Raw genomic sequence first — 20,188 nt, 5'->3', positions numbered from 1 at the left:
GGGAAAAATGGATATTGAAGGAAAAATCGCCATCGTCAGTGGTGGCGCATCGGGTCTTGGCGCCGCAACGGCACAGGCCTTGGCGTCCAAAGGCGCGAAAGTTGCAATCCTCGATTTCAACATCGATGGTGCAAATGTGGTGGCAGCCGGGATTGGCGGCATCGCAATTCAGTGCGACGTTTCTGATGCGGCAAGTGCCGAAGCTGCCTTTAAGACAATCGGTGAAAAGCTCGGATCACCGCAGATTCTGGTCAATTGTGCGGGCGTAGCGCCAGCAAAGAAAATGTTGGCGCGCGATGGCAGCGTCATGCCGCTCGATGATTTCCGTCGCGCCGTTGAAATCAACCTGATCGGCTCGTTCAATCTGCTGCGACTGTTTGCAGACGCCGCATCCAAAAGCGAAGCCTTGCCAACCGGCGAGCGCGGCGTTGTCATAAATACCGCTTCTGTTGCAGCTTATGATGGTCAGATTGGCCAGACGGCCTATGCAGCGTCTAAAGGCGGCATTGTCGGCCTGACACTACCTGCTGCGCGTGAACTTGCACCACTCGGCATTCGCGTGTGCGCCATTGCACCCGGTATTTTTGAAACCCCCATGCTCAAAGGCCTGCCGCAACCTGCACAGGATGCGCTCGGTCAGATGGTTCCTTTTCCCCCGCGTCTGGGTCGGCCAGACGAATATGCAGCCCTCGCGATGCATATTATCGAAAACAGCATGCTCAACGGCGAAACCATCAGACTCGATGGTGCACTGCGTATGCCTCCAAAATAGAGCGCATGCGCGCCAAAGCCGTTCAGATATTTTGAGAGTAGGGAAATGCACAAATCCACAAACAACAGCAACATGCGAACCGGTGGCCAGATACTGGTGGATGCTCTGGGCATTCATGGCGTCGACCGCGTTTTCTGCGTGCCGGGTGAAAGCTATCTTGCAGCACTCGATGCCTTTCACGATGTCAGTGACGAGATTGACTTAATTGTCTGTCGACAGGAAGGCGGAGCAGCCTATATGGCCGATGCCTATGGCAAGCTGACCGGCAAACCCGGCATCTGCTTTGTCACACGTGGCCCCGGCGCGACGAATGCCTCTGTCGGGGTTCATACAGCTTTTCAGGATTCCACGCCGATGCTTCTGTTCATCGGACAGGTCGCAAGCGATCAGGTGGAACGTGAAGCATTTCAGGAAGTTGATTATCGCCGTATGTTCGGTCAGATGGCCAAATGGGTTGTGCAGATCGATGATGCCGCCCGCATTCCGGAACTGGTCAGTCAGGCTTTCCACCGCGCGGTCAACGGACGCCCCGGCCCTGTTGTGATTGCACTCCCCGAAGATATGCTGACATCGCATGCAACCGTCGCTGATGCACCCGCTTACAAGCATGTCGAGATGCATCCGGGAAGCGATCAGTTACAGGACATGAAATCGCTGCTCGAAAAGGCCGAACGACCACTGATGATCGTCGGTGGCGGCGGCTGGAATGCGCAAGCGGTTCGCGACCTGCAAACATTCGCGGAAAACATGTCTCTGCCTGTTGCCGCATCCTTCCGTTGTCAGGATATGTTCGACAATACCCACCCGCTTTATGCCGGTGAAATGGGAACATCGATCAGCCCTAAACTCGCAGCCCGCGTCAAAGATTCGGATCTTTTGCTGGTCGTAGGCGCACGCCTTGGTGAAATGACCACGCAAGGCTATGAGCTGGTCAATATTCCTGTGCCAAAGCAGAAGCTCATCCATATTCATCCCGGTGCGGAAGAACTTGGCCGTGTCTATCATGCTGATATTCCGATCAATGCCAGCATGGCCGCCTTCACCAAAGCAGCTTCCAAACTTGAACCTATCGCCAATCCCGGTTTCAAAGCATGGGTTGAAAGCGCCAATGCCGATTATCGCGACAATCTGAAAACACCGACAATTCCCGGTGATGTTCAGATGGGCGAGATCATGGAATGGCTGCGCGCGCATCTGCCTGATGATGCCATCATCACCAATGGTGCTGGCAATTATTCGGCTTGGCCGCACCGCTTTTATCAGTACCGCACCTATCGCAGCCAGTTAGCGCCGACCAACGGCTCGATGGGCTATGGTGTGCCTGCAGCAGTTGCAGCAAAGCTGACCGCACCGGAAAGAACCGTCGTCTGTTTTGCCGGTGACGGCTGTTTTCTGATGAACGGTCAGGAACTCGCAACGGCTGCGCAATATGGTGCCAATGCGATTTTCATCGTCGTCAATAACGGCATGTACGGCACCATCCGTATGCATCAGGAACGCACCTATCCGGGCCGTGTTTCCGGCACGGGCCTCGCAAACCCTGACTTTGCAGCGCTTGCCCGAGCCTATGGCCTGCATGGGGAAACGGTGGAAAAGACCGCAGACTTTGCGGAAGCGTTCAAGCGTTGCGAGCAATCTGGCAAACCCGCTTTGATTGAAATCCGCATCGATCCGGAAGCTCTTTCACCTAAAATGACCCTGAGCCAAATGCGCGAACAGGGGTTAGCCAAACAGAGATAGCGACTCTCTTTGCTTTCAACTTCAAGCCGGGTTTTTTCGATCATGAAAACCCGGTTAAGCCATGTTCAGGTCAATTCAATCCATTTAAACGCGGAGATTCCCCCTAGAATTAGGAGGACTCACCGCGATGTCGAGCGTAGAACCGTCCCAAATCCGGCCAATGCAACTTTAGTTGGGATGAATACAATTTAGGGTAGACATTCCCGCACAAGTCGCAGATAACCCGCCCGGGTTGCAAACGGGAGGGTAAATTGCGAACACTTAATCTATTCATTATTGGCTTTGGCTTCAGCGCACTTGTCATCACCTGCATTTACGCCATTGGCGGCGGGCTGATCTAACTCACATTCTGGATCGAAGAAGATCCTCACCCAGAAAGCTTGCTGAGGCTTCGCGTACCGCACCAAGCATAAAATCGCTGATCACTCTGATACGCGGCGCGGCCATGACATCAACATGGCAATTCATCCAATACTCGCGTTCAAGATGCATTTCTCTAGGTAGTACCGACACCAGCTCTGGGTGCAGGCTGGCAATGTAATAAGGCAGAACACAAAGCCCATAGCCGGTCAGTGTCGCTGTCAGTTGTGCGTGAATGCTTGAGCTTTGATAGCTGCAGCGCTGCCCGGGCAATATTTCGCGCATGTAATCAAGGCCAGGTGTGAACACCATATCGTCGATATAGCCAATGAATGGATGCCCCGTCAGATCTTCACGCGACTTGATCGGCGGATGCGCGTTGAGATAATCACGATGACCATAGATGAACAGGCGATAAGGCGTGAGACGTTCACTGTGATAGGGGCCAGTACGCGGCATATGCAGTGTGATGGATAATTCCGCTTCACGGCGCGAGAGTGACATGATCTGCTGGATGGTGACCACTTCGACGGACAGGCTCGGATAGGACTGCGCGAGTACCGGCAGGCGATCGGCCAAAAAGAAGTTGCCGAAACCTTCAAGCGTGGAAAGCCGCACCACGCCGGAAAGCGCGGATAGATTGCCCGTTGCTTCTGTGCGAAATTTCATGGCCTCACGTTCCATGATCTCCGCTGGCTCGACAAGCCGCTCACCCACAGGTGTCAAAAGATAACCACGCGGGTTTCTCTCGAAGAGCTTGGTTGCTAACGACTGCTCCAACCGATCAATTCGGCGCAGAACCGTGACATGGCTTGTCCGCAATTGTCTCGCCGCTGTCGAAAGCTGGCCTGTCCGCGCGACAGCCAGAAAATATTGCAGGTCGTCCCAGGTAAATTGACGCAACTTTTCCTCCCTGCCTCTGTCTGTACATTTTCGTACAGACTGTGTTCAAAAATTGTTGTTCGTGTACGCATTTGTCAATGCTACCGTTCTAATTAATTGCCCGAATGGAGGAACAAATCGGGCGGAGGCAAAGAGAGAAAATGGCCAGGAGGAAGGCCATAAGCCCGATCTGAAAGGCATTTTACTGGAGGTTACTGCCCGATTTCTCGTGGTGGTTTATGGACTTATTGGGAGGAGCACTGAATGAAACTTTTCGCACTTGCAACGGCTGCGCTTTTTGCTGCAACCGCAATTTCATCCGCAGCAGAAATATCGGACGGCAAGGTCAAGATCGGCATCCTTAACGACCAATCCGGCGTCTATGCCGACTTCGGCGGCAAGTGGTCATTCGAAGCTGCAAAGATGGCTGCAGAAGATTTCGGTGGCAAGGTGCTCGATGCACCGATTGAAATCATCACCGCTGACCACCAGAACAAACCGGACGTTGCCGCAAATATTGCCCGTCAGTGGTACGACACCGAACAGGTGGATGCCATCATGGAGCTGACCAGTTCTTCAGTCGGTCTGGCCGTTCAGGCGCTCTCCAAAGACAAGAAGAAAATCACTATCAATACGGGTGCCGCGACATCAGAACTCACAGGAAAGCAATGCACGCCTTATGGTTTCCACTGGGCCTATGACACCCACGCGCTGGCGGTCGGCACCGGCGGTTCGCTCGTCGAGCAGGGCGGCGATACCTGGTACTTCCTGACGGCCGACTATGCATTTGGCTATTCGCTGGAAGAACAGACGTCGAAGTTCGTTGAATCCAAGGGTGGTAAAGTTCTCGGCTCCGTTCGCCACCCATTGAGCACCACCGACTATTCCTCGTTCCTGTTGCAGGCCCAGTCGTCAGGCGCCAAGGTCGTTGGCCTAGCCAATGCCGGTCTCGATACATCCAACGCGATCAAGCAGGCTGCGGAATTTGGTATCGTTGCAGGCGGTCAGCGTCTTGCGGCGTTGCTCTTCACATTAGCGGAAGTTCACGGACTTGGTCTTGAAGCTGCCCAGGGACTAACCCTCACCGAAGGTTTCTACTGGGATCGTGACGATGATTCGCGCGAGTTCAGCAAGCGCTTTTTCGATCGCACCGGTCGTATGCCAAACATGATCCAGGCAGGCACTTACTCGGCTGTGCTTCAGTATCTGAAAGCCATCAAGGAAGCAGGCACAGACGAGACAGAAGCTGTCGCCAAGAAGCTTCATGAAATGCCGGTCAATGACGTCTTCGCCCGCAACGGCAAGGTCGGCGCCAATGGCCGCATGATCTACGACATGTATCTCATGGAAGTGAAAAAGCCTGACGAAAGCAAGGCACCATGGGACTACTATAAGGTGCTGGCCACCATCCCCGGCGATCAGGCTTATCTGAAGCCTGAAGAAAGCGGCTGCCCTCTGGTCACGCAGTAAGGGTGTAATTTAATGGCAATTAACACTCAAACCGGTACGGCCCTGCGTGAAGCAGGGCCAGATGTGGTGCAAACGCCTGCTCAGACCGTTCTCTCGGCGCGTGGATTGGGCAAGTCGTTTGGCGGCTTTCATGCGGTGAAGAATGTCGATCTTGATGTGGAGCACGCCCGCGTTCATGCCCTGATCGGACCGAATGGCGCAGGCAAGACGACCGTTTTCAACCTGCTCACCAAATTCCTCCAGCCGACAAGCGGCGAGATTACACTTCTGGGCGAAAACATCACCAAAACCAACCCCGCCAAGGTGGCGCGGATGGGTCTGGTGCGCTCGTTTCAAATTTCCGCAACCTTCCCCCATCTGACGGTACTTGAAAACGTGAAGGTCGCGCTTCAACGCCCGAGTGGTCTGGCAACGCAGTTCTGGCGGTCACTATCTGTACTCGATCAGCTCGATGCAAGAGCGATTGATCTTCTTGAGCGCGTCGGTTTGGCTGATGCCCGTCATGCGCTGGCCGCCGATCTTTCTTATGGCCGCAAGCGCGCGCTTGAAATCGCCACCACACTGGCGCTCGATCCGAAAGTATTGCTGTTGGATGAGCCGATGGCCGGCATGGGGCACGAAGACGTGCACATAATTGCCGCCCTCATCACCGATGTAGCGAAGGATCGCGCGGTGCTGATGGTCGAACACAATCTCAAAGTGGTGGCTGACATCGCTCATCACGTCACGGTGTTGCAACGCGGCGAGATCCTCGCATCGGGCAATTATGCCACCGTCTCCCAAGACGAGCGCGTCCGCACCGCTTACATGGGAACTGAACATGAATAGAGGCCAACCTCTGCTTTCGGTGCGCGGGCTCAATGCCTGGTATGGCGAAAGCCATGCGCTTCACGGCGTCGATCTTGATATCTGGAGTGGTGAAACCATCACGCTTTTAGGTCGTAACGGCGTCGGCAAAACCACAACATTGCGCGCGATCATGGGCATCATTCGCAAGCGCACGGGTACGATCACGCTTGATGGCAAAGACCTTTTGCGCGTGCCGCTGCATCGCATTGCCCGGACAGGTCTTGGCTTCGTGCCAGAAGAGCGCGGTATTTTCGCAACGCTGAATGTGCATGAAAACCTGCTGCTTCCGCCGGTTGTCGCCAAGGGCGGCGGGGCAATGTCGCTTGATGAAATTTATGAGCTCTTCCCCAATCTCTACGAGCGTCGCAACAGCCCCGGTACCAAGCTATCGGGCGGTGAACAGCAGATGCTGGCGATTGCGCGGATATTGCGCACTGGCGTCAAAGTTTTGTTGCTAGATGAGCCGACTGAGGGGCTGGCGCCTGTCATCATCCAACGCATCGGCGATGTGCTGGTGGAGCTGAAGAAGCGAGGCATGACGGTACTTCTGGTCGAGCAGAACTTCCGTTTTGCCGCCAAGGTCGCGGACCGCTTCTATCTGATGGATCATGGTGTGGTGACGGAAAACTTCCCCACCACTGAGCTGCCTGCCCGCATGGCAGAACTCACGCAAGCCTTGGGGGTCTGAAACAATGACAATGATCTTCGGTATCCCTGTGCAGGCACTTCTCGGGCAGTTGCTCGTGGGCCTTATCAATGGGTCCTTCTATGCAATCCTGAGCCTTGGCCTCGCCATCATCTTCGGGCTTTTGCGCATCATCAATTTCGCTCATGGCGCACAATATATGCTCGGTGCTTTTGTCGGCTATCTGCTGTTGAGCGGCCTAGGCATCGGCTATTGGCCAGCGTTGATTCTCGCTCCGCTGATCGTGGGTCTGGGCGGCGCTATCATCGAGCGCGTTGCCCTTTCAAGGCTCTATAATCTCGATCCGCTTTATGGCCTGCTGTTTACTTTTGGTCTGGCGCTCGTGATCGAAGGCACCTTCCGCTATTATTATGGTGCTGCCGGTCAGCCCTATGCCGTCCCGCCATCGCTTGCCGGAGGCAATAATCTGGGCTTCATGTTCCTGCCCAACTATCGCGCATGGGTGGTGGTGGCCTCGCTCATTGTCTGTATTGGCACATGGCTCTTGATTGAGAAGACCAAGCTTGGCGCCTATCTTCGCGCTGCGACCGAAAACCCCACACTGGTCAAAGCCTTCGGCATCAATGTGCCGCTGCTTCTCACCTTCACCTATGCTCTGGGTGCAGCCCTTGCCGGCTTTGCCGGAATTCTGGCCGCTCCAATATATCAGGTCAGCCCGTTGATGGGGTCGAACATTATCATCGTGGTCTTTGCCGTGGTTGTGGTCGGTGGCATGGGTTCGATCCTTGGCGCGATCATCACAGGCTATGTGCTGGGGCTGGCCGAAGGTCTGACCAAGGTCTTCTATCCTGAAGCCTCCAGCATCGTCATCTTCGTTATCATGGCTATCGTCCTTCTGGTGCGACCCGCCGGACTGTTCGGGAAGGAGGCCTGATATGACTGATACTGCTCTCAAAGCAACGACGGCAAATCATCAGGCAAAAGCGCCGGCCCTCAACAGCCTTTCGGCAGTCGTTCTGGCCATGGCCATTGCTGGATTGATCGTAGCACCCTTCATGGTCTATCCGATCTTCCTGATGAAGATGCTGTGCTTTGCGCTCTTTGCCTCCGCATTCAATCTGCTGCTCGGCTATACCGGCATTCTATCATTTGGCCATGCAGCCTTCTTTGGCGGTGCTGCCTATGTGACGGCTCATGCGGTCAAGGAATGGGGTGTAACGCCCGAAATCGGCATTCTGCTTGGTATGCTGACAGCCGCAGGTCTCGGCCTCATCATCGGCTATCTCGCCATCCGCCGTCAGGGCATCTATTCGACGATGATCACACTGGCACTGGCGCAGATGTTCTTCTTCTTCTGTCTGCAGGCAGCCTTTACACACGGCGAAGATGGCCTTCAGGGTGTGCCGCGCGGCTATCTCTTTGGCTTCATCGACCTTAATCAGCCCATGAATATGTATTATTTTGTGCTGGCTGTGTTTGTGATCGGGGTCTTTGCGATCTGGCGCATCATCAATTCGCCTTTCGGCATGATCCTCAAATCGGTGCGCGAAAACGAGAACCGCGCCGTGTCGCTGGGCTATTCCGTCAATCACTATAAGCTTGCAGCTTTCGTCATGTCGGCAGCGCTTGCAGGCCTTGCAGGCGGCATGAAGGCACTTGTCTTCCAGTTTGCCACACTCACCGATGTGGGCTGGCAGATGTCGGGCGAAGTGATCCTGATGACGCTGCTTGGCGGCATCGGAACGCTGATCGGCCCTATCGTCGGCGCAGCCTTCGTGGTCGCTCTTCAGAACTATCTCGCAACCTCGGACTTCCCCGTGACAATCGTCACTGGTGTCATCTTCATGGCCTGCGTTCTGCTCTTCCGTAGAGGCATCGTAGGCGAGTTCTATGCATCGCGGCTTGGAAAGAAATTGTTCGGATAACCGACGGAGCCGCATGTTCATACGATAGCGGCTCCACCTTTTTACTGGATATGAAATCATGACCGACACCTACGATTACATCGTGGTTGGCGCGGGCACGGCAGGGTGCGCGCTTGCGAACCGGCTTTCCGCAGATAAGAACCGTTCCGTGCTGCTGCTTGAAGCAGGCGGCAAAGACAATTACGCGTGGATTCATATCCCCGTCGGCTATCTTTATTGCATCGGCAATCCGCGCACCGACTGGTGTTTTACCACAGAAGCGGAAGCAGGCCTGAATGGACGCTCGCTCGGCTATCCACGCGGCAAAGTGCTTGGTGGCTGCTCCTCCATCAATGGCATGATCTATATGCGTGGACAGGCGCGCGATTATGATCTGTGGCGACAGGCCGGTTGCTACGGCTGGGGCTGGGACGACGTGTTGCCCTTCTTCAAAAAGTCGGAAGACTATTTTGAAGGCGCAAGTGAGCTGCATGGTGCGGGCGGCGAATGGCGTGTCGAAAGCGCCCGCCTGCACTGGGATATTCTGGATGCATTCCGTGATGCAGCGGTTGCTGCCGGAATTCCAGCAACCGACGATTTCAATCGCGGTGACAATGAAGGCGTGTCCTATTTCAAGGTTAACCAGAAGCGCGGCATTCGCTGGAATACGGCCAAAGCCTTTCTGCGTCCTGCCCTTGATCGCCCCAACCTGCGTGTTGAAACCGGTGCCCATGTTCGCCGCATCGAAATCGAAGCGTTGCGCGCAACCGGCGTCACTTTCGATCAGAATGGGACAACCCGAACCATACACGCAAAACGCGAGATTATTCTGGCAGCAGGTGCCGTCGGCTCGCCGCAGATATTGGAGCTTTCAGGGGTTGGGCGCGGTGATGTGCTGCAACAGGCAGGCATTCCGCTGAAACTCGAACGCCAGCAGATGGGCGAAAACTTGCAGGATCACCTGCAGCTGCGCTGCGCCTATAAAGTAACCGGCATTCCAACACTGAACGAAAAAGCCAGTAAACTTTCAGGCAAAGCAATGATCGGGCTGGAATATCTGCTTCGCCGCTCTGGCCCCATGTCGATGGCACCCAGCCAGCTCGGTGTTTTCACCCGCTCGGACTCATCCTATGAAACAGCCAATCTGCAATATCATGTGCAGCCATTGAGCCTTGAGAAATTCGGCGAAGCCGTCCACCCCTTCCCGGCCTTTACCGCATCGGTCTGTAATCTGCGTCCCGACAGCCGCGGTTCGATTCATATCAAGTCGCCCGATCATCGGATGCAACCGGCAATTCGGCCAAACTATCTCGCCACGGAGAGTGACCGCCGCGTTGCAGCCGACTCCATCCGCCTGACCCGCCACATCGTGGCGCAGGCACCTCTGCAGCAATATCGTCCGGAAGAATTCAAGCCCGGACCAAGCTATGAAACGCAGGAACAGCTTGAAAAGGCAGCAGGCGATATCGGCACCACGATTTTCCATCCGGTCGGCACCTGCCGAATGGGCGCTGATGCAGAAGCGATTGTCGATCCGCGTTTGAGGCTTAACGGCATTCAGGGATTGCGCGTGGCCGATGCCTCGATCATGCCCGGAATCACTTCAGGCAACACAAACTCACCCACTTTGATGATTGCCGAGAAGGCGGCTCAGATGATCATTTCGGACAATCGTTAGAACCCGATTCCCGTGAGCCCGATGAGCGGAAATGGCAATCCGCTCACGCAGCTGTGAACGCAATTTTGCGATTGCTGAATCTCGTTAAACTGAAATAATTTTCCTTGTTTATTGCCGTGCAAACGGGAATTATCGGCATCAAGGTGGGCAGGGGGAGAAAGATCATCTAACATGATCGCTTTCCGGGACCGGCTCTCCAAAAAACTTTAGACAAGGAAAATAAGAATGTCGTCAGTCCTTTCCCGCTATTCGCTGACCCGCCGCGCGGGTCTGAAAGCTGCCCTCTTCACCGCTGCAGCTCTCACCGTTGGTTTTGCAAGCGCGCCAAGCCATGCAGAAGACAAGACCATCAAGGTCGGCATCATGGGCGGCGAAGATGAAGACGTCTGGAAAGTTGTTGCCGAAGAAGGCAAGAAACACGGCCTCATCATCGAGCGCGTGACCTTCAACGATTACAACCAGCCAAATGAAGCGCTGGAACGCAAGGAAATCGATGCCAACGCTTTCCAGCACAAGCCTTACCTTGACGAACAGATCAAGCAGCACGGCTACAAGATCAGCGTTGCAGGTTACACCGCTGTATGGCCAATCGGCATCTATTCGCGCAAGATCAAGAGTCTTGATGAACTGAAAGAAGGCGCAGTTGTCGGTGTGCCGAACGACCCATCGAACGAAGGCCGTGCGCTCCGCGTTCTTGAAGCCAGCGGTCTCATCAAGCTGAAGCCAGATGCAGGCATTCTCGCAACCCCAATCGACATTGTCGAAAACCCTAAGAAGATCGAAATCAAGGAACTCGACGCCGGTGTTGTCGGCCGCTCGATTGATGATCTCGATGTCGCCATCGTGAATAACGACTGGGCTGGCAAGGCTGGCCTCAAGAAGGAAGAAGCAATCGGTTGGGAATCGAAGGAAAACAACCCATACAACAACTTCATCGCGGTCCGCACCGATGATGAAAACGCTGAATGGGTCAAGAATCTCGTAGCCTCGTTCCAGAACGATGCTGTGAAGGCCGAACTCGACCGCGTTTACAAGGGAACAGGTATTCCAGCCTGGAACTAATCCCCTGTAGGAGATTGAAAGACCGCGCCGGAAAAAGCTTTTCCGGCGCGGCTTTTATTGACGTACGCAAAAAAATTGCCCAAAAGCATCCGCGATGGCTCACATATAATGCGGCATTGCCCATATGAGCCCCTTTGGCATCATTTTCATTGAAGCCTTACCGATTAGAAAGTCGCGGTTTTCCGCGGTGCAAGAAGCAGAAGATACGATCGTGACCACTCAACCGCAAACCGCCGCTTTAGCGCCCATCGTCGAAATGAAAGACGTGCGCCGAATGTTCGGTGAAACGCCGGCCATCAACGGCGTTTCTCTTTCGGTTGCGCGCGGCGAAATTCTCGGCATCATTGGCCGCAGCGGCGCAGGTAAATCTACGCTGATCCGTTGCATCAATGGCCTTGAAAAACCCGATGCCGGTTCAATCAAGATCGAAGGCCGCGAAATTACGGCACTCACGGAAAACAGCCTGCAGCCGGTGCGTCGTCGCATCGGCATGGTTTTCCAGCACTTCAATCTGTTGTCTGCAAAAACCGTTGAGCAGAACATCGCTCTGCCGCTGAAGATCGCAGGGCAGCCGAAAGCCCAGCGCGTGAAGCGTGTTGCGGAACTGCTGGAGCTTGTCGGACTTTCCGATAAGGCAAAGCACTACCCAGCTCAGCTTTCGGGTGGCCAAAAGCAACGCGTCGGCATCGCACGCGCACTTGCTGCCGAACCCGCCGTTCTGCTGTCTGACGAAGCAACCTCAGCACTCGATCCTGAGACAACACAGTCGATTCTGGCGCTTCTTCAAGACATCAACACCAAGCTCGGCCTCACGATCCTGTTGATCACCCACGAAATGGATGTGATCCGTCGTATCGCCGATCGCGTAATTGTGCTTGATCACGGCGCAATTGCTGAAGAAGGTCCGGTCTGGAAGGTTTTTGCAAGGCCACAGGCGCCAGTCACGCAAAGTCTGTTGCACGTACTGACGCCAGAATTGCCTGCCTCGTGGCGTGAGCGGCTCGTCAGTGAAACAAGCGATCAGGCAGTCGTTAAAATCAGACTTTCTGGCCAGGCGGCAAGAAGCGCCTTCTTCAACGATATCACGTCCGCAACAGGTCTTGAGACACGCCTTATTCACGGCGGCATGGATACAATTCAGGGTGAGCCCGTCGGCACTCTCTTCGTTGCCCTGCCCGCGCTGGACAAGGCAAAACTCGACGCTGCCATCAGCTACATCAACACCCACGCAGACGCCATGGAGGTACTTGGTTATGTCTCAGGCGATGCTTGATCTTCTCTGGCGCTCTTTCTGGGAAACCATCATTATGACGGGCTTTTCGAGCCTGATCTCGCTGGTGGTTGGCCTGCCGCTTGCACTCATCATGATTCTGACCGAACGTGGTGGACTGGCGCAGAACCTGACGCTCAACACCTTTCTGGGCGCTATCATCAACGGCTTCCGCTCGGTGCCATTTATCATCTTGCTGGTGGCCCTTATTCCAGTCACACGCTTTATCGTTGGCACGTCTATCGGCACCTGGGCTTCCATCGTGCCGCTGTCGATAGCTGCTATACCCTATTATGCGCGTATTGCGGAAGTTTCGCTGCGCGAAGTGGACAACGGTCTTGTTGAAGCTGCACGCTCCATGGGGGCAAACCGCTGGACAATCGTTCGCGAAGTGCTGGTGCCTGAAGCACTGCCGGGCATCGTCGCAGGCTTCACCGTCACCATCATCACCCTTGTTGGTGCGTCAGCAATGGCTGGTGCAATCGGCGCAGGCGGCCTTGGCGATCTTGCAATCCGTTATGGTTATCAGCGCTTCGAAACTACCATCATGATCGCTGTTGTGATCATTCTGATCATCATGGTCTGTGGTGTTCAGTGGATCGGTGATCGTTTGGTCACCCGTCTCGACAAGCGCAATCTGCGTTCGAGAGCGTAGGGCACATCCAGCAAAAGTGGGAATCGGTTTTGCGTTCGGAAATGCGTAAAAACAAATAGTCACAGCGGTTCCAACGATTCAATATTAACTGGAACCGCTGTAACTGTCGCATGTTCGCGGGGGCTCAAATGAACCCATTTAGCTGCTACATGCTTTATCTTACCCGCTGGCGGAAACCGGCTTCCAGCGTATTGCCGTCTGGATCAAAGACCAGAGCCGCATAATATCCCATTTCTTCCGGCCCCTGATAAGCCGGCGCCCCGCTTTCACTGCCGCCGCCCTGAAGGGCCGCACGGTGAAATGCCTCTACATCGTCGCGACTGCTGGCATTGAACATGAGATGCAGGTGATTGCCCGGCTTGCCGCCAGGCTCGTCAGCGCCCGGCTTTGGGCCGCTATGTATCCATAGAAAGGGTACGGGCGCCCTCTCCCCGCCGCTGACGAAGAAACCGCTGTCCGAATGGGCAATAACGGCCAGCCCAAGCTTGGGCATGCAGCTTTCATAAAAGGAAAGGCTGCGGCGAAGATTTCTGCTTTGAAAGCCGATGTGATCGAAGAGCGACATAGGGTTCATTATATGTCGGCTTTGAATAAAGGAAAGCGGCGCTCCCAATTTTGGAGAGCGCCGCCCTTATTATTCCTAAAGCATGTTGCAGTTAAATGGATTCATTTGAGCTCCCGCGAACATGCGACAGTTAAAAGAATCTAGAGCGAACGCGCCATGGGTGCGATTAAGCGCGACACACTCTAAGTCAAAGATCAGCCACGTGTACGCGCAAGGCCTGTCTTGGCTGGCTGATAGTTTGCATCAAGCTGAAGCGCGCGCGAATAGGAGTTGGCAGCCTTCGCCTTATCGCCACGCTGTTCATAAACCAGCGCCTGATTGGACCAGCTTTCAGCAATGTTTCCATCAAGGGTAATAGCCGTATTAAAATCGTCAAAAGCATTGTCGTAGTCGCCAAGGGCAACATAGGAAATGCCACGACCATTATAAGGCTCAGGCGCCGTCGAATTGAGCGAAATCGCTTTTGAGAAATCTTCAATCGCCTGTTGATGCTGGCCTTTAGCCTGATAGATCAGACCACGATTGTGATAAGCACGCCCATCGGTGGTCTGCAGTGCAATCGCCTGATTGAAATCACTCAGCGCCTGATCGAGACGGCCGGCCAGACGGTAGACATTGCCGCGGCCGACATAAGCTGCGTCATATTGCGGGTTTATCTGGATTGCGCGGCTGTAATCCTGCGCTGCCTTGCCGCTGTCGCCCATGTAACGATAGACCAGTCCGCGATTTGCATAAGCCTGATAGAAATTCGGATTAAGCGCGATAGCCTGCTCAAAATCGCGTAGCGCATCCTTGTAGCGCCCAGCCTTACCATAGGCAGAGCCACGCACATTATAGGCTTCAGGATCGCGCGGGTTACTCTGGATGACGCTGGTGAGCGAACCGATATTCTCGCTCGAACCTTGCGCACGATCAACAGAAGTCAATGCGCTCGTGGAAGAACTCTGACATCCAGCAACAGCAAGTGCCAGAACTGCCGTGACCGCCAATAGGCTGTTTCGTGCAAAATGAGAGCTTGTTGATTTTCCGGCCATCACAACAAATTTCCCGGACGAATGCATCACCTTAAAGCGTTTTGGCAAAGACAGCGTTCCTTTCTGCTTGACCGGAGCGAAGGATCTAAAACCCTGAACGTCCGTCAACTTTGTCCCCGGCTGATACAACAGCCACAATACTATAATTGCTTCTATAGCACAGCAAAAGGCAGCAGAAAAACTGCGCCCTAAAACGCATCCGAAAACTGAAGACGTCCTTCGGAGAAGATACGCGTTAACTCAACTCAATAAAGCACGATCTGATGTTATGGGATCTTCGCTCCAGATGGATCAACGCCACAATAAAGGTCTGTATATGGCGGTCCGCTGACTAATAAAATCGGCATGTTTTATCTCGTGAAGCACACCAGAACTATGCTCCGACCGTCAGACATGCAAAAACCGGCGCAAGCCATAAGCCGCACCGGAAAGCAAAAAGGCGCCGCATAGGCAGCGCCAATTTCAGATCAATCAACGAGCAGCAGGACGACCGCCGCCGATGAGACCTTCACGCTGCGCGCGCTTGCGAGCCAGCTTGCGTGCGCGGCGAACGGCTTCAGCCTTTTCACGGGCGCGCTTTTCAGACGGCTTTTCATAGTGGCCACGCATCTTCATTTCGCGGAAGATACCTTCGCGCTGCATCTTTTTCTTGAGAGCGCGGAGAGCCTGATCAACATTGTTATCGCGGACGAGTACCTGCACGTGTAATCCCGTATCGGTTAGAATTTCGATTGAGCCTGAGGCATTAAGGGCGTCTCTTAACGAGTTCCAGCTAATCGAGTCAACCGGTAAACGCCCAAAGGCTCCCAAGCTTCGCAGCTTAAACGCTGCAAATTGGTGGTGGCTATTACCAGATAGCCCACCCCCTGTCCACCTCCAGATGCAACTTTGCCCACCGTTGCAGATAAATAATGGACTTATATCGATTTATAATGACTGACTGGTCCCGAATACGCTATCTGCCACCCAGTTTCGCACAATTCAGCCTCATTGCTCCACCATAGGAACAGTCAGGCAATTCACAGCCTTTTTTCCCTTTCGATTGATTCCTTCGCTTAAATTTCATGTCCCTACGCAAACGACTCGTTATTCAGTTTACAGGCTATGAAGGCCTGCATCCCAAAGCTGTGCGCATACGCCATGCACAGGCGCTGAAGGATTTTGATCGGTTATGGAAAGCCAAGACCAAGCTTTCACCCATAACCGATGAGCCAGATGATTGCGGAACGCTGATCGCGACGACGCAGGGCAACGGCTGGCAAACCGAGACGGAGTTCTGCCAGTTCGGTACTGCTGACATCTTCGATGACTATGCTGCCCGTTCCACACCGAAGCGTATGCTGACCGGCTTTCACGCCTTCATGAATATTTTCTTCACCGGCACCCTGTTTCGCTACTTGCTGACAAGCTGGCGCTTCGTGATGTTCTTCATGTGGCCGTTTCTATTGTCCATCGTCATTATAGCAATCGCGGCCCTGATTGCCTCTGCGCCCACGCTTGCAGGCTTCCCGTTGTGGAATCTCGTCTGGTCGCTGCCGCTGGCTGCTGTTATCGCGACATTGCTCGTGCGCTGGCCAGGCGACCGCTTCTTCATGTCCTATCTGTTGGATGACTGGTCGGCAGCCTATGACCGCATCTATTGCCGTAACGACAAGCTCAATGCACGTCGCCGAGCCTTTGCCGAAGCGCTCAAAACGAAGATCGAAGAAAGCAACGCTGACGAAGTGATTATCGTCGCCCACAGCCTCGGAACGGTTCCAGCTGTCGAAGCACTGGCGGATGTTCAGCGTGAGCGCCCTGATCTGCTTAAGAAACAGCCTGTATCGATGCTGGCCATTGGCTCATGCCTCCTGATGATCGCACTTCACCCAAAGGCACGTGGCTTGCGCGAAGATGTGCGTGTGGTGATGGAAGAAAGTCCGGTTCTTTGGTCAGAGTTTCAGGTATTGACGGATATCATCCACTTCTACGGTTCTGACCCCGCAAAAACGCTCAAGATCAAGACAGCCAATCCGCCCCTGATCCACCGTATCCGCTTTAAGAATGTTCATAGCGAAAACCGCTACAAGCGCTCAAAGGGCAACTTCTTCCTCATGCATCTGCTTTATATGCGCGGTGCGGAGAAGAAGAATTTCTTTGACTTCGGCATGTTTCTGCACGGCCCGTTCTTTTTCCGCGAACTGATGACGACCTATAAAGACAAAGCCGCCCCGCTCGATGAAGAGGGACGGCTTATCAATCCGTAAAACGGAAAGCTGTTATGCTTGCGGCGGCTCAACCACGGCGATGGTAAGCCACGTGGCGGTCAGTGCTGGCTTCACCATATTCTCGACTTCGAGCGTCACATCGTAATGATTGACCACGCGGCCTGATGGACGGATATCGGCGTTAGCGAGCTTGAAGCGGGCACGCACACGCGCGCCGGTTTTCACTGGTGACATGAACCGGACTTTGTCGAAGCCATAATTGATGCCCATCGTGGCACCTTCCAGCATCGGCAGCGCTTCAAATGCCAGTGTCGAAAGCAGCGACAACGTCAGAAAGCCATGAGCAATCGTGCCGCCGAAAGGCGTTTCCTTGATTGCGCGCTCCGGATCAACATGAATGAACTGATGATCGTCCGTCGCATCCGCGAACTGATTAATCATCGCCTGTGTGACTTCACGCCACTCGGAGCATCCAATTTCCGTACCGATTGCTTCGCGCAACTGGTCGAGCGTAATTGCGTCTTTCATGCCATGAAACTTTCTGCTGAACTGATACTCTTTTGTTATCCATTAAAGCATTTGAGCCAAAAGTGCGAAGCGGTTTTGCGTGGGATAATGCGTAAAAACAAATAATTAGAGGGTCCCAACGATTCGATCTTAACTGGAACCGCTCTAATCACAAGACGGCAAGGTCGCCGATTAGGCAGCGACCAGTATTTCACGTGCAATATCATCCCAGTGGGAGAAAACGCGGTTTGCGCCCTTTGATGATAGCTTTTCGGTATGACCTTCATAAGTATGGCCACCGCCCGTATAACCAAAAGCAGTCATGCCAGCAGCAACAGCTCCCTCAATGCCAAAAGGCGAATCTTCGATCACCACGCAGCGCGCTGGATCAATGCCCATCTTGTCTGCGGCAAACAGGAAGAGATCCGGCGCAGGCTTGCCGCGCTTGACCATGCTGGAAGAATAGACCGCTTCTCCAAAATATTGGTTGATCCCCGTCTTCTCCAGACTGAATGCAATACGCTCCGGCTGCGAAGACGAGGCAACGCAACGCTTATGCGGCAGAACCTTAAGAAAATCTGCAATGCCCACGGCAGGCTGCAAGTGTTCGGCAAACAGGATTTTCGTCTCAGGCCAAAACTGACTGGTCGCCTCTTCCGGCAAACGATGACCCGTCAGATCGGCAATCATGTCCATAATATCTGCCTGCTTCATGCCAATCCCCTTGGCTACAGTGCCTTGCGGCAGTGCCATACCGTGATTGGCATAAACCTGCTCGAATGCACGGCAAGATAGTGGTTCGCTATCGACGAGCACGCCGTCGCAATCAAAGATAACGAGGTCGAAGGGGGATAGATTACTCATGAAGGCTCCGATGGAGTAGGTATGTGGAATGCGTATTTTGTCGCGCCGATTTGAGGTGCGCGCTTGCCACTGTTGATATAGAGACTGTTCGTCAATTGCGCATCTATAACAGTATAAGCGTGACAAAATTATCGCGGAATAGATAGTGAAAGCATTTGAGCCATCAGGACGTGAGCTTTTTGCGTCAGATAATGCGTAAAGACAAAAAGTGAGACGCGGTTCCAACGATTCAGTCTTAACTGGAGCCGCTTTAAAAAATTGCGGAGACTCTCATGACAACGAATGTGGCACTGGTTGGATTGGCGCGCGACCTTCAGGCACGCGCTGAAACAGGGAAACCAATCCGCATAGGTCTTATCGGTGCTGGCGAGATGGGCACCGATATTGTCACGCAAGTTGCCCGCATGCCTGGCATTGAAGTCGGCGCGCTATCTGCGCGACGCCTGCCTAACACTTTCAAAGCCGTGCGCACCGCTTATGGCGATGAAGACAACGCACAAGAAGCAAATACTGAGAGTGCCATGACCCGCGCCATTGAGGGCGGCAAGATTGCAGTTACTGGCGACAACGATCTGATTCTCACCAATCCGCTGATCGACGTCATTATCGATGCAACCGGCATTCCCGAAGTGGGTGCTGAAACCGGTATCAAGGCAATTGAAAACGGCAAGCATCTTGTGATGATGAATGTCGAAGCCGATGTCACCATCGGCCCTTATCTTAAAGCACAAGCAGATAAACACGGCGTGATTTATTCGCTGGGAGCAGGTGACGAACCTTCCTCCTGCATGGAACTGATCGAATTCGTCTCGGCGCTTGGCTACGAAGTCGTTTCCGCAGGCAAGGGCAAGAACAACCCGCTCAATTTTGATGCCATCCCTGACGACTATCAGGAAGAAGCCGACCGCCGGAACATGAATGTCCGCCTGCTGGTCGAATTCATTGATGGTTCAAAAACCATGGTCGAGATGGCAGCCATTGCCAATGCAACTGGCCTTGTTCCTGATATTGCCGGGATGCACGGACCGCGTGCAGCAATCGATCAGTTAAGCAGCACGCTTATCCCACAAGCCGATGGTGGCGTGCTGACAAAAAGCGGTGTCGTCGATTATTCTATCGGCAAAGGCGTTTCACCTGGCGTCTTTGTTGTGGCTAAGATGGACCACCCTCGCCTCAATGAGCGGCTGGAAGATCTGAAAATCGGTAAAGGCCCCTACTTCACCTTCCACCGCCCTTATCACCTTACGTCGCTTGAAGTGCCACTGACAGTCGCGCGCGCCGTTCTATACGGCAAATCCGATATGGTGCCGTTGCCAAAGCCGGTAGCGGAAGTCTGCGCGGTCGCAAAGAAAGACTTGCAGCCGGGCGATCATCTCGATGCCATCGGTCAATATTGCTATCGTTCGTGGATCATGACGACACCGGAAGCACGCAGTGCCAAGGCCATTCCTTGCGGCTTGCTGCAAAACGGCACCGTCACTGCACCAATCAAAAAGGGTGAACTCATCACCTATGCCAACGCAGCACCACAGCCCGGCTCCAAGATTGCCGAGCTGCGTGCGTTGCAGGACAAGATGATCTACGGTTGATCGAAAATTACCAGCACAAATAAAAACGGCGGCTCGAAGCCGCCGTTTTTGTTTCTTGCCAGAACACCCCGGCCTTATGAGATTCGGGGAAATGGCGCGCCGAAAATGGTGGGGTTTGAGAACCGGAGCGGAGT

Annotated in this window: 19 protein-coding genes; 13 read left to right on the top strand and 6 right to left on the bottom strand. The window is 54.0% G+C overall.

Features of this window, described 5'->3' with window-relative positions:
• Window positions 1-7 precede the first annotated feature (7 nt).
• Window positions 8-772, top strand: a complete 765-nt coding sequence (locus QBD00_RS00595; protein ID WP_318578421.1) for a 3-hydroxyacyl-CoA dehydrogenase — start codon at window positions 8-10, stop codon at window positions 770-772.
• Window positions 773-817: 45 nt separating this feature from the next.
• Window positions 818-2,512, top strand: coding sequence for a thiamine pyrophosphate-binding protein (locus QBD00_RS00590; RefSeq protein WP_318578420.1), 1,695 nt, complete (start codon window positions 818-820; stop codon window positions 2,510-2,512).
• A gap of 342 nt (window positions 2,513-2,854) precedes the next feature.
• On the opposite strand, the gene QBD00_RS00585 is transcribed toward QBD00_RS00590, so the two are convergent.
• Window positions 2,855-3,775, bottom strand: a complete 921-nt coding sequence (locus QBD00_RS00585) for a LysR family transcriptional regulator (protein WP_095447208.1) — start codon at window positions 3,773-3,775, stop codon at window positions 2,855-2,857.
• A 243-nt stretch (window positions 3,776-4,018) separates the two neighbouring features.
• Here QBD00_RS00585 and QBD00_RS00580 point away from each other — a divergent pair, with 243 nt between their 5' ends.
• The 9 genes from QBD00_RS00580 (at window position 4,019) to QBD00_RS00540 (ending at window position 13,288) form a co-directional block, all read left to right on the top strand.
• Entirely contained in the window at window positions 4,019-5,224 is a 1,206-nt protein-coding gene (locus QBD00_RS00580) for an ABC transporter substrate-binding protein (RefSeq protein ID WP_318578419.1), read from the top strand.
• A gap of 12 nt (window positions 5,225-5,236) precedes the next feature.
• Window positions 5,237-6,052: an ABC transporter ATP-binding protein gene (locus QBD00_RS00575; protein WP_210318388.1), complete on the top strand. Its 816-nt coding sequence runs from the start codon at window positions 5,237-5,239 to the stop codon at window positions 6,050-6,052.
• Window positions 6,045-6,761, top strand: a complete 717-nt coding sequence (locus QBD00_RS00570; RefSeq protein WP_095447211.1) for an ABC transporter ATP-binding protein — start codon at window positions 6,045-6,047, stop codon at window positions 6,759-6,761. Before QBD00_RS00575 ends, QBD00_RS00570 begins: the two co-directional genes overlap by 8 nt.
• A 4-nt stretch (window positions 6,762-6,765) precedes the next feature.
• On the top strand, window positions 6,766-7,653 hold the full coding sequence (locus tag QBD00_RS00565) for a branched-chain amino acid ABC transporter permease (protein WP_094577908.1): 888 nt from the start codon (window positions 6,766-6,768) through the stop codon (window positions 7,651-7,653).
• Window position 7,654: 1 nt separating this feature from the next.
• Window positions 7,655-8,644, top strand: coding sequence for a branched-chain amino acid ABC transporter permease (locus QBD00_RS00560; protein ID WP_318578418.1), 990 nt, complete (start codon window positions 7,655-7,657; stop codon window positions 8,642-8,644).
• 58 nt (window positions 8,645-8,702) lie between these two features.
• Window positions 8,703-10,301, top strand: a complete 1,599-nt coding sequence (locus QBD00_RS00555) for a GMC family oxidoreductase (RefSeq protein ID WP_318578417.1) — start codon at window positions 8,703-8,705, stop codon at window positions 10,299-10,301.
• Window positions 10,302-10,526: 225 nt separating this feature from the next.
• Window positions 10,527-11,363 (top strand): MetQ/NlpA family ABC transporter substrate-binding protein, encoded by an 837-nt coding sequence (locus QBD00_RS00550; protein WP_095447214.1) that lies wholly within the window; start codon window positions 10,527-10,529, stop codon window positions 11,361-11,363.
• A 256-nt stretch (window positions 11,364-11,619) separates the two neighbouring features.
• Window positions 11,620-12,636 (top strand): methionine ABC transporter ATP-binding protein, encoded by a 1,017-nt coding sequence (locus QBD00_RS00545; protein ID WP_318578653.1) that lies wholly within the window; start codon window positions 11,620-11,622, stop codon window positions 12,634-12,636.
• Entirely contained in the window at window positions 12,617-13,288 is a 672-nt protein-coding gene (locus tag QBD00_RS00540) for a methionine ABC transporter permease (protein ID WP_095447215.1), read from the top strand. Before QBD00_RS00545 ends, QBD00_RS00540 begins: the two co-directional genes overlap by 20 nt.
• A gap of 154 nt (window positions 13,289-13,442) precedes the next feature.
• Here QBD00_RS00540 and QBD00_RS00535 read toward each other — a convergent pair whose 3' ends face one another.
• From QBD00_RS00535 to rpsU, 3 genes are all read right to left on the bottom strand, one after another.
• Window positions 13,443-13,853: a VOC family protein gene (locus QBD00_RS00535; RefSeq protein WP_095447960.1), complete on the bottom strand. Its 411-nt coding sequence runs from the start codon at window positions 13,851-13,853 to the stop codon at window positions 13,443-13,445.
• A gap of 194 nt (window positions 13,854-14,047) precedes the next feature.
• Window positions 14,048-14,887: a tetratricopeptide repeat protein gene (locus QBD00_RS00530; RefSeq protein WP_235901847.1), complete on the bottom strand. Its 840-nt coding sequence runs from the start codon at window positions 14,885-14,887 to the stop codon at window positions 14,048-14,050.
• A gap of 471 nt (window positions 14,888-15,358) precedes the next feature.
• The gene (gene rpsU / locus QBD00_RS00525) at window positions 15,359-15,589 is read right to left on the bottom strand and encodes a 30S ribosomal protein S21 (protein WP_024899289.1); all 231 of its coding nucleotides are present in this window, start codon (window positions 15,587-15,589) and stop codon (window positions 15,359-15,361) included.
• Between the two features lie 362 nt (window positions 15,590-15,951).
• On the opposite strand from rpsU, the gene QBD00_RS00520 reads away from it, so the two are divergent.
• Window positions 15,952-17,133 (top strand): alpha/beta hydrolase, encoded by a 1,182-nt coding sequence (locus QBD00_RS00520; RefSeq protein ID WP_095447216.1) that lies wholly within the window; start codon window positions 15,952-15,954, stop codon window positions 17,131-17,133.
• 12 nt (window positions 17,134-17,145) lie between these two features.
• Here QBD00_RS00520 and QBD00_RS00515 read toward each other — a convergent pair whose 3' ends face one another.
• The gene (locus QBD00_RS00515; RefSeq protein ID WP_095447217.1) at window positions 17,146-17,622 is read right to left on the bottom strand and encodes a MaoC family dehydratase; all 477 of its coding nucleotides are present in this window, start codon (window positions 17,620-17,622) and stop codon (window positions 17,146-17,148) included.
• A gap of 171 nt (window positions 17,623-17,793) precedes the next feature.
• Window positions 17,794-18,465: an HAD family hydrolase gene (locus QBD00_RS00510; RefSeq protein WP_095447218.1), complete on the bottom strand. Its 672-nt coding sequence runs from the start codon at window positions 18,463-18,465 to the stop codon at window positions 17,794-17,796.
• A 272-nt stretch (window positions 18,466-18,737) separates the two neighbouring features.
• Here QBD00_RS00510 and QBD00_RS00505 point away from each other — a divergent pair, with 272 nt between their 5' ends.
• On the top strand, window positions 18,738-20,054 hold the full coding sequence (locus tag QBD00_RS00505) for a 1-deoxy-D-ribulose 5-phosphate reductoisomerase (protein WP_095447219.1): 1,317 nt from the start codon (window positions 18,738-18,740) through the stop codon (window positions 20,052-20,054).
• Window positions 20,055-20,188 lie beyond the last annotated feature (134 nt).

It is taken from the genome of Ochrobactrum sp. AN78 (genome assembly GCF_029909885.1).
GTDB classification, from domain to species: Bacteria; Pseudomonadota; Alphaproteobacteria; order Rhizobiales; family Rhizobiaceae; genus Brucella; species Brucella quorumnocens.
Note: the sequence above shows the minus strand (reverse complement) of the source record. Positions and strands in the feature narration are given on the sequence as shown.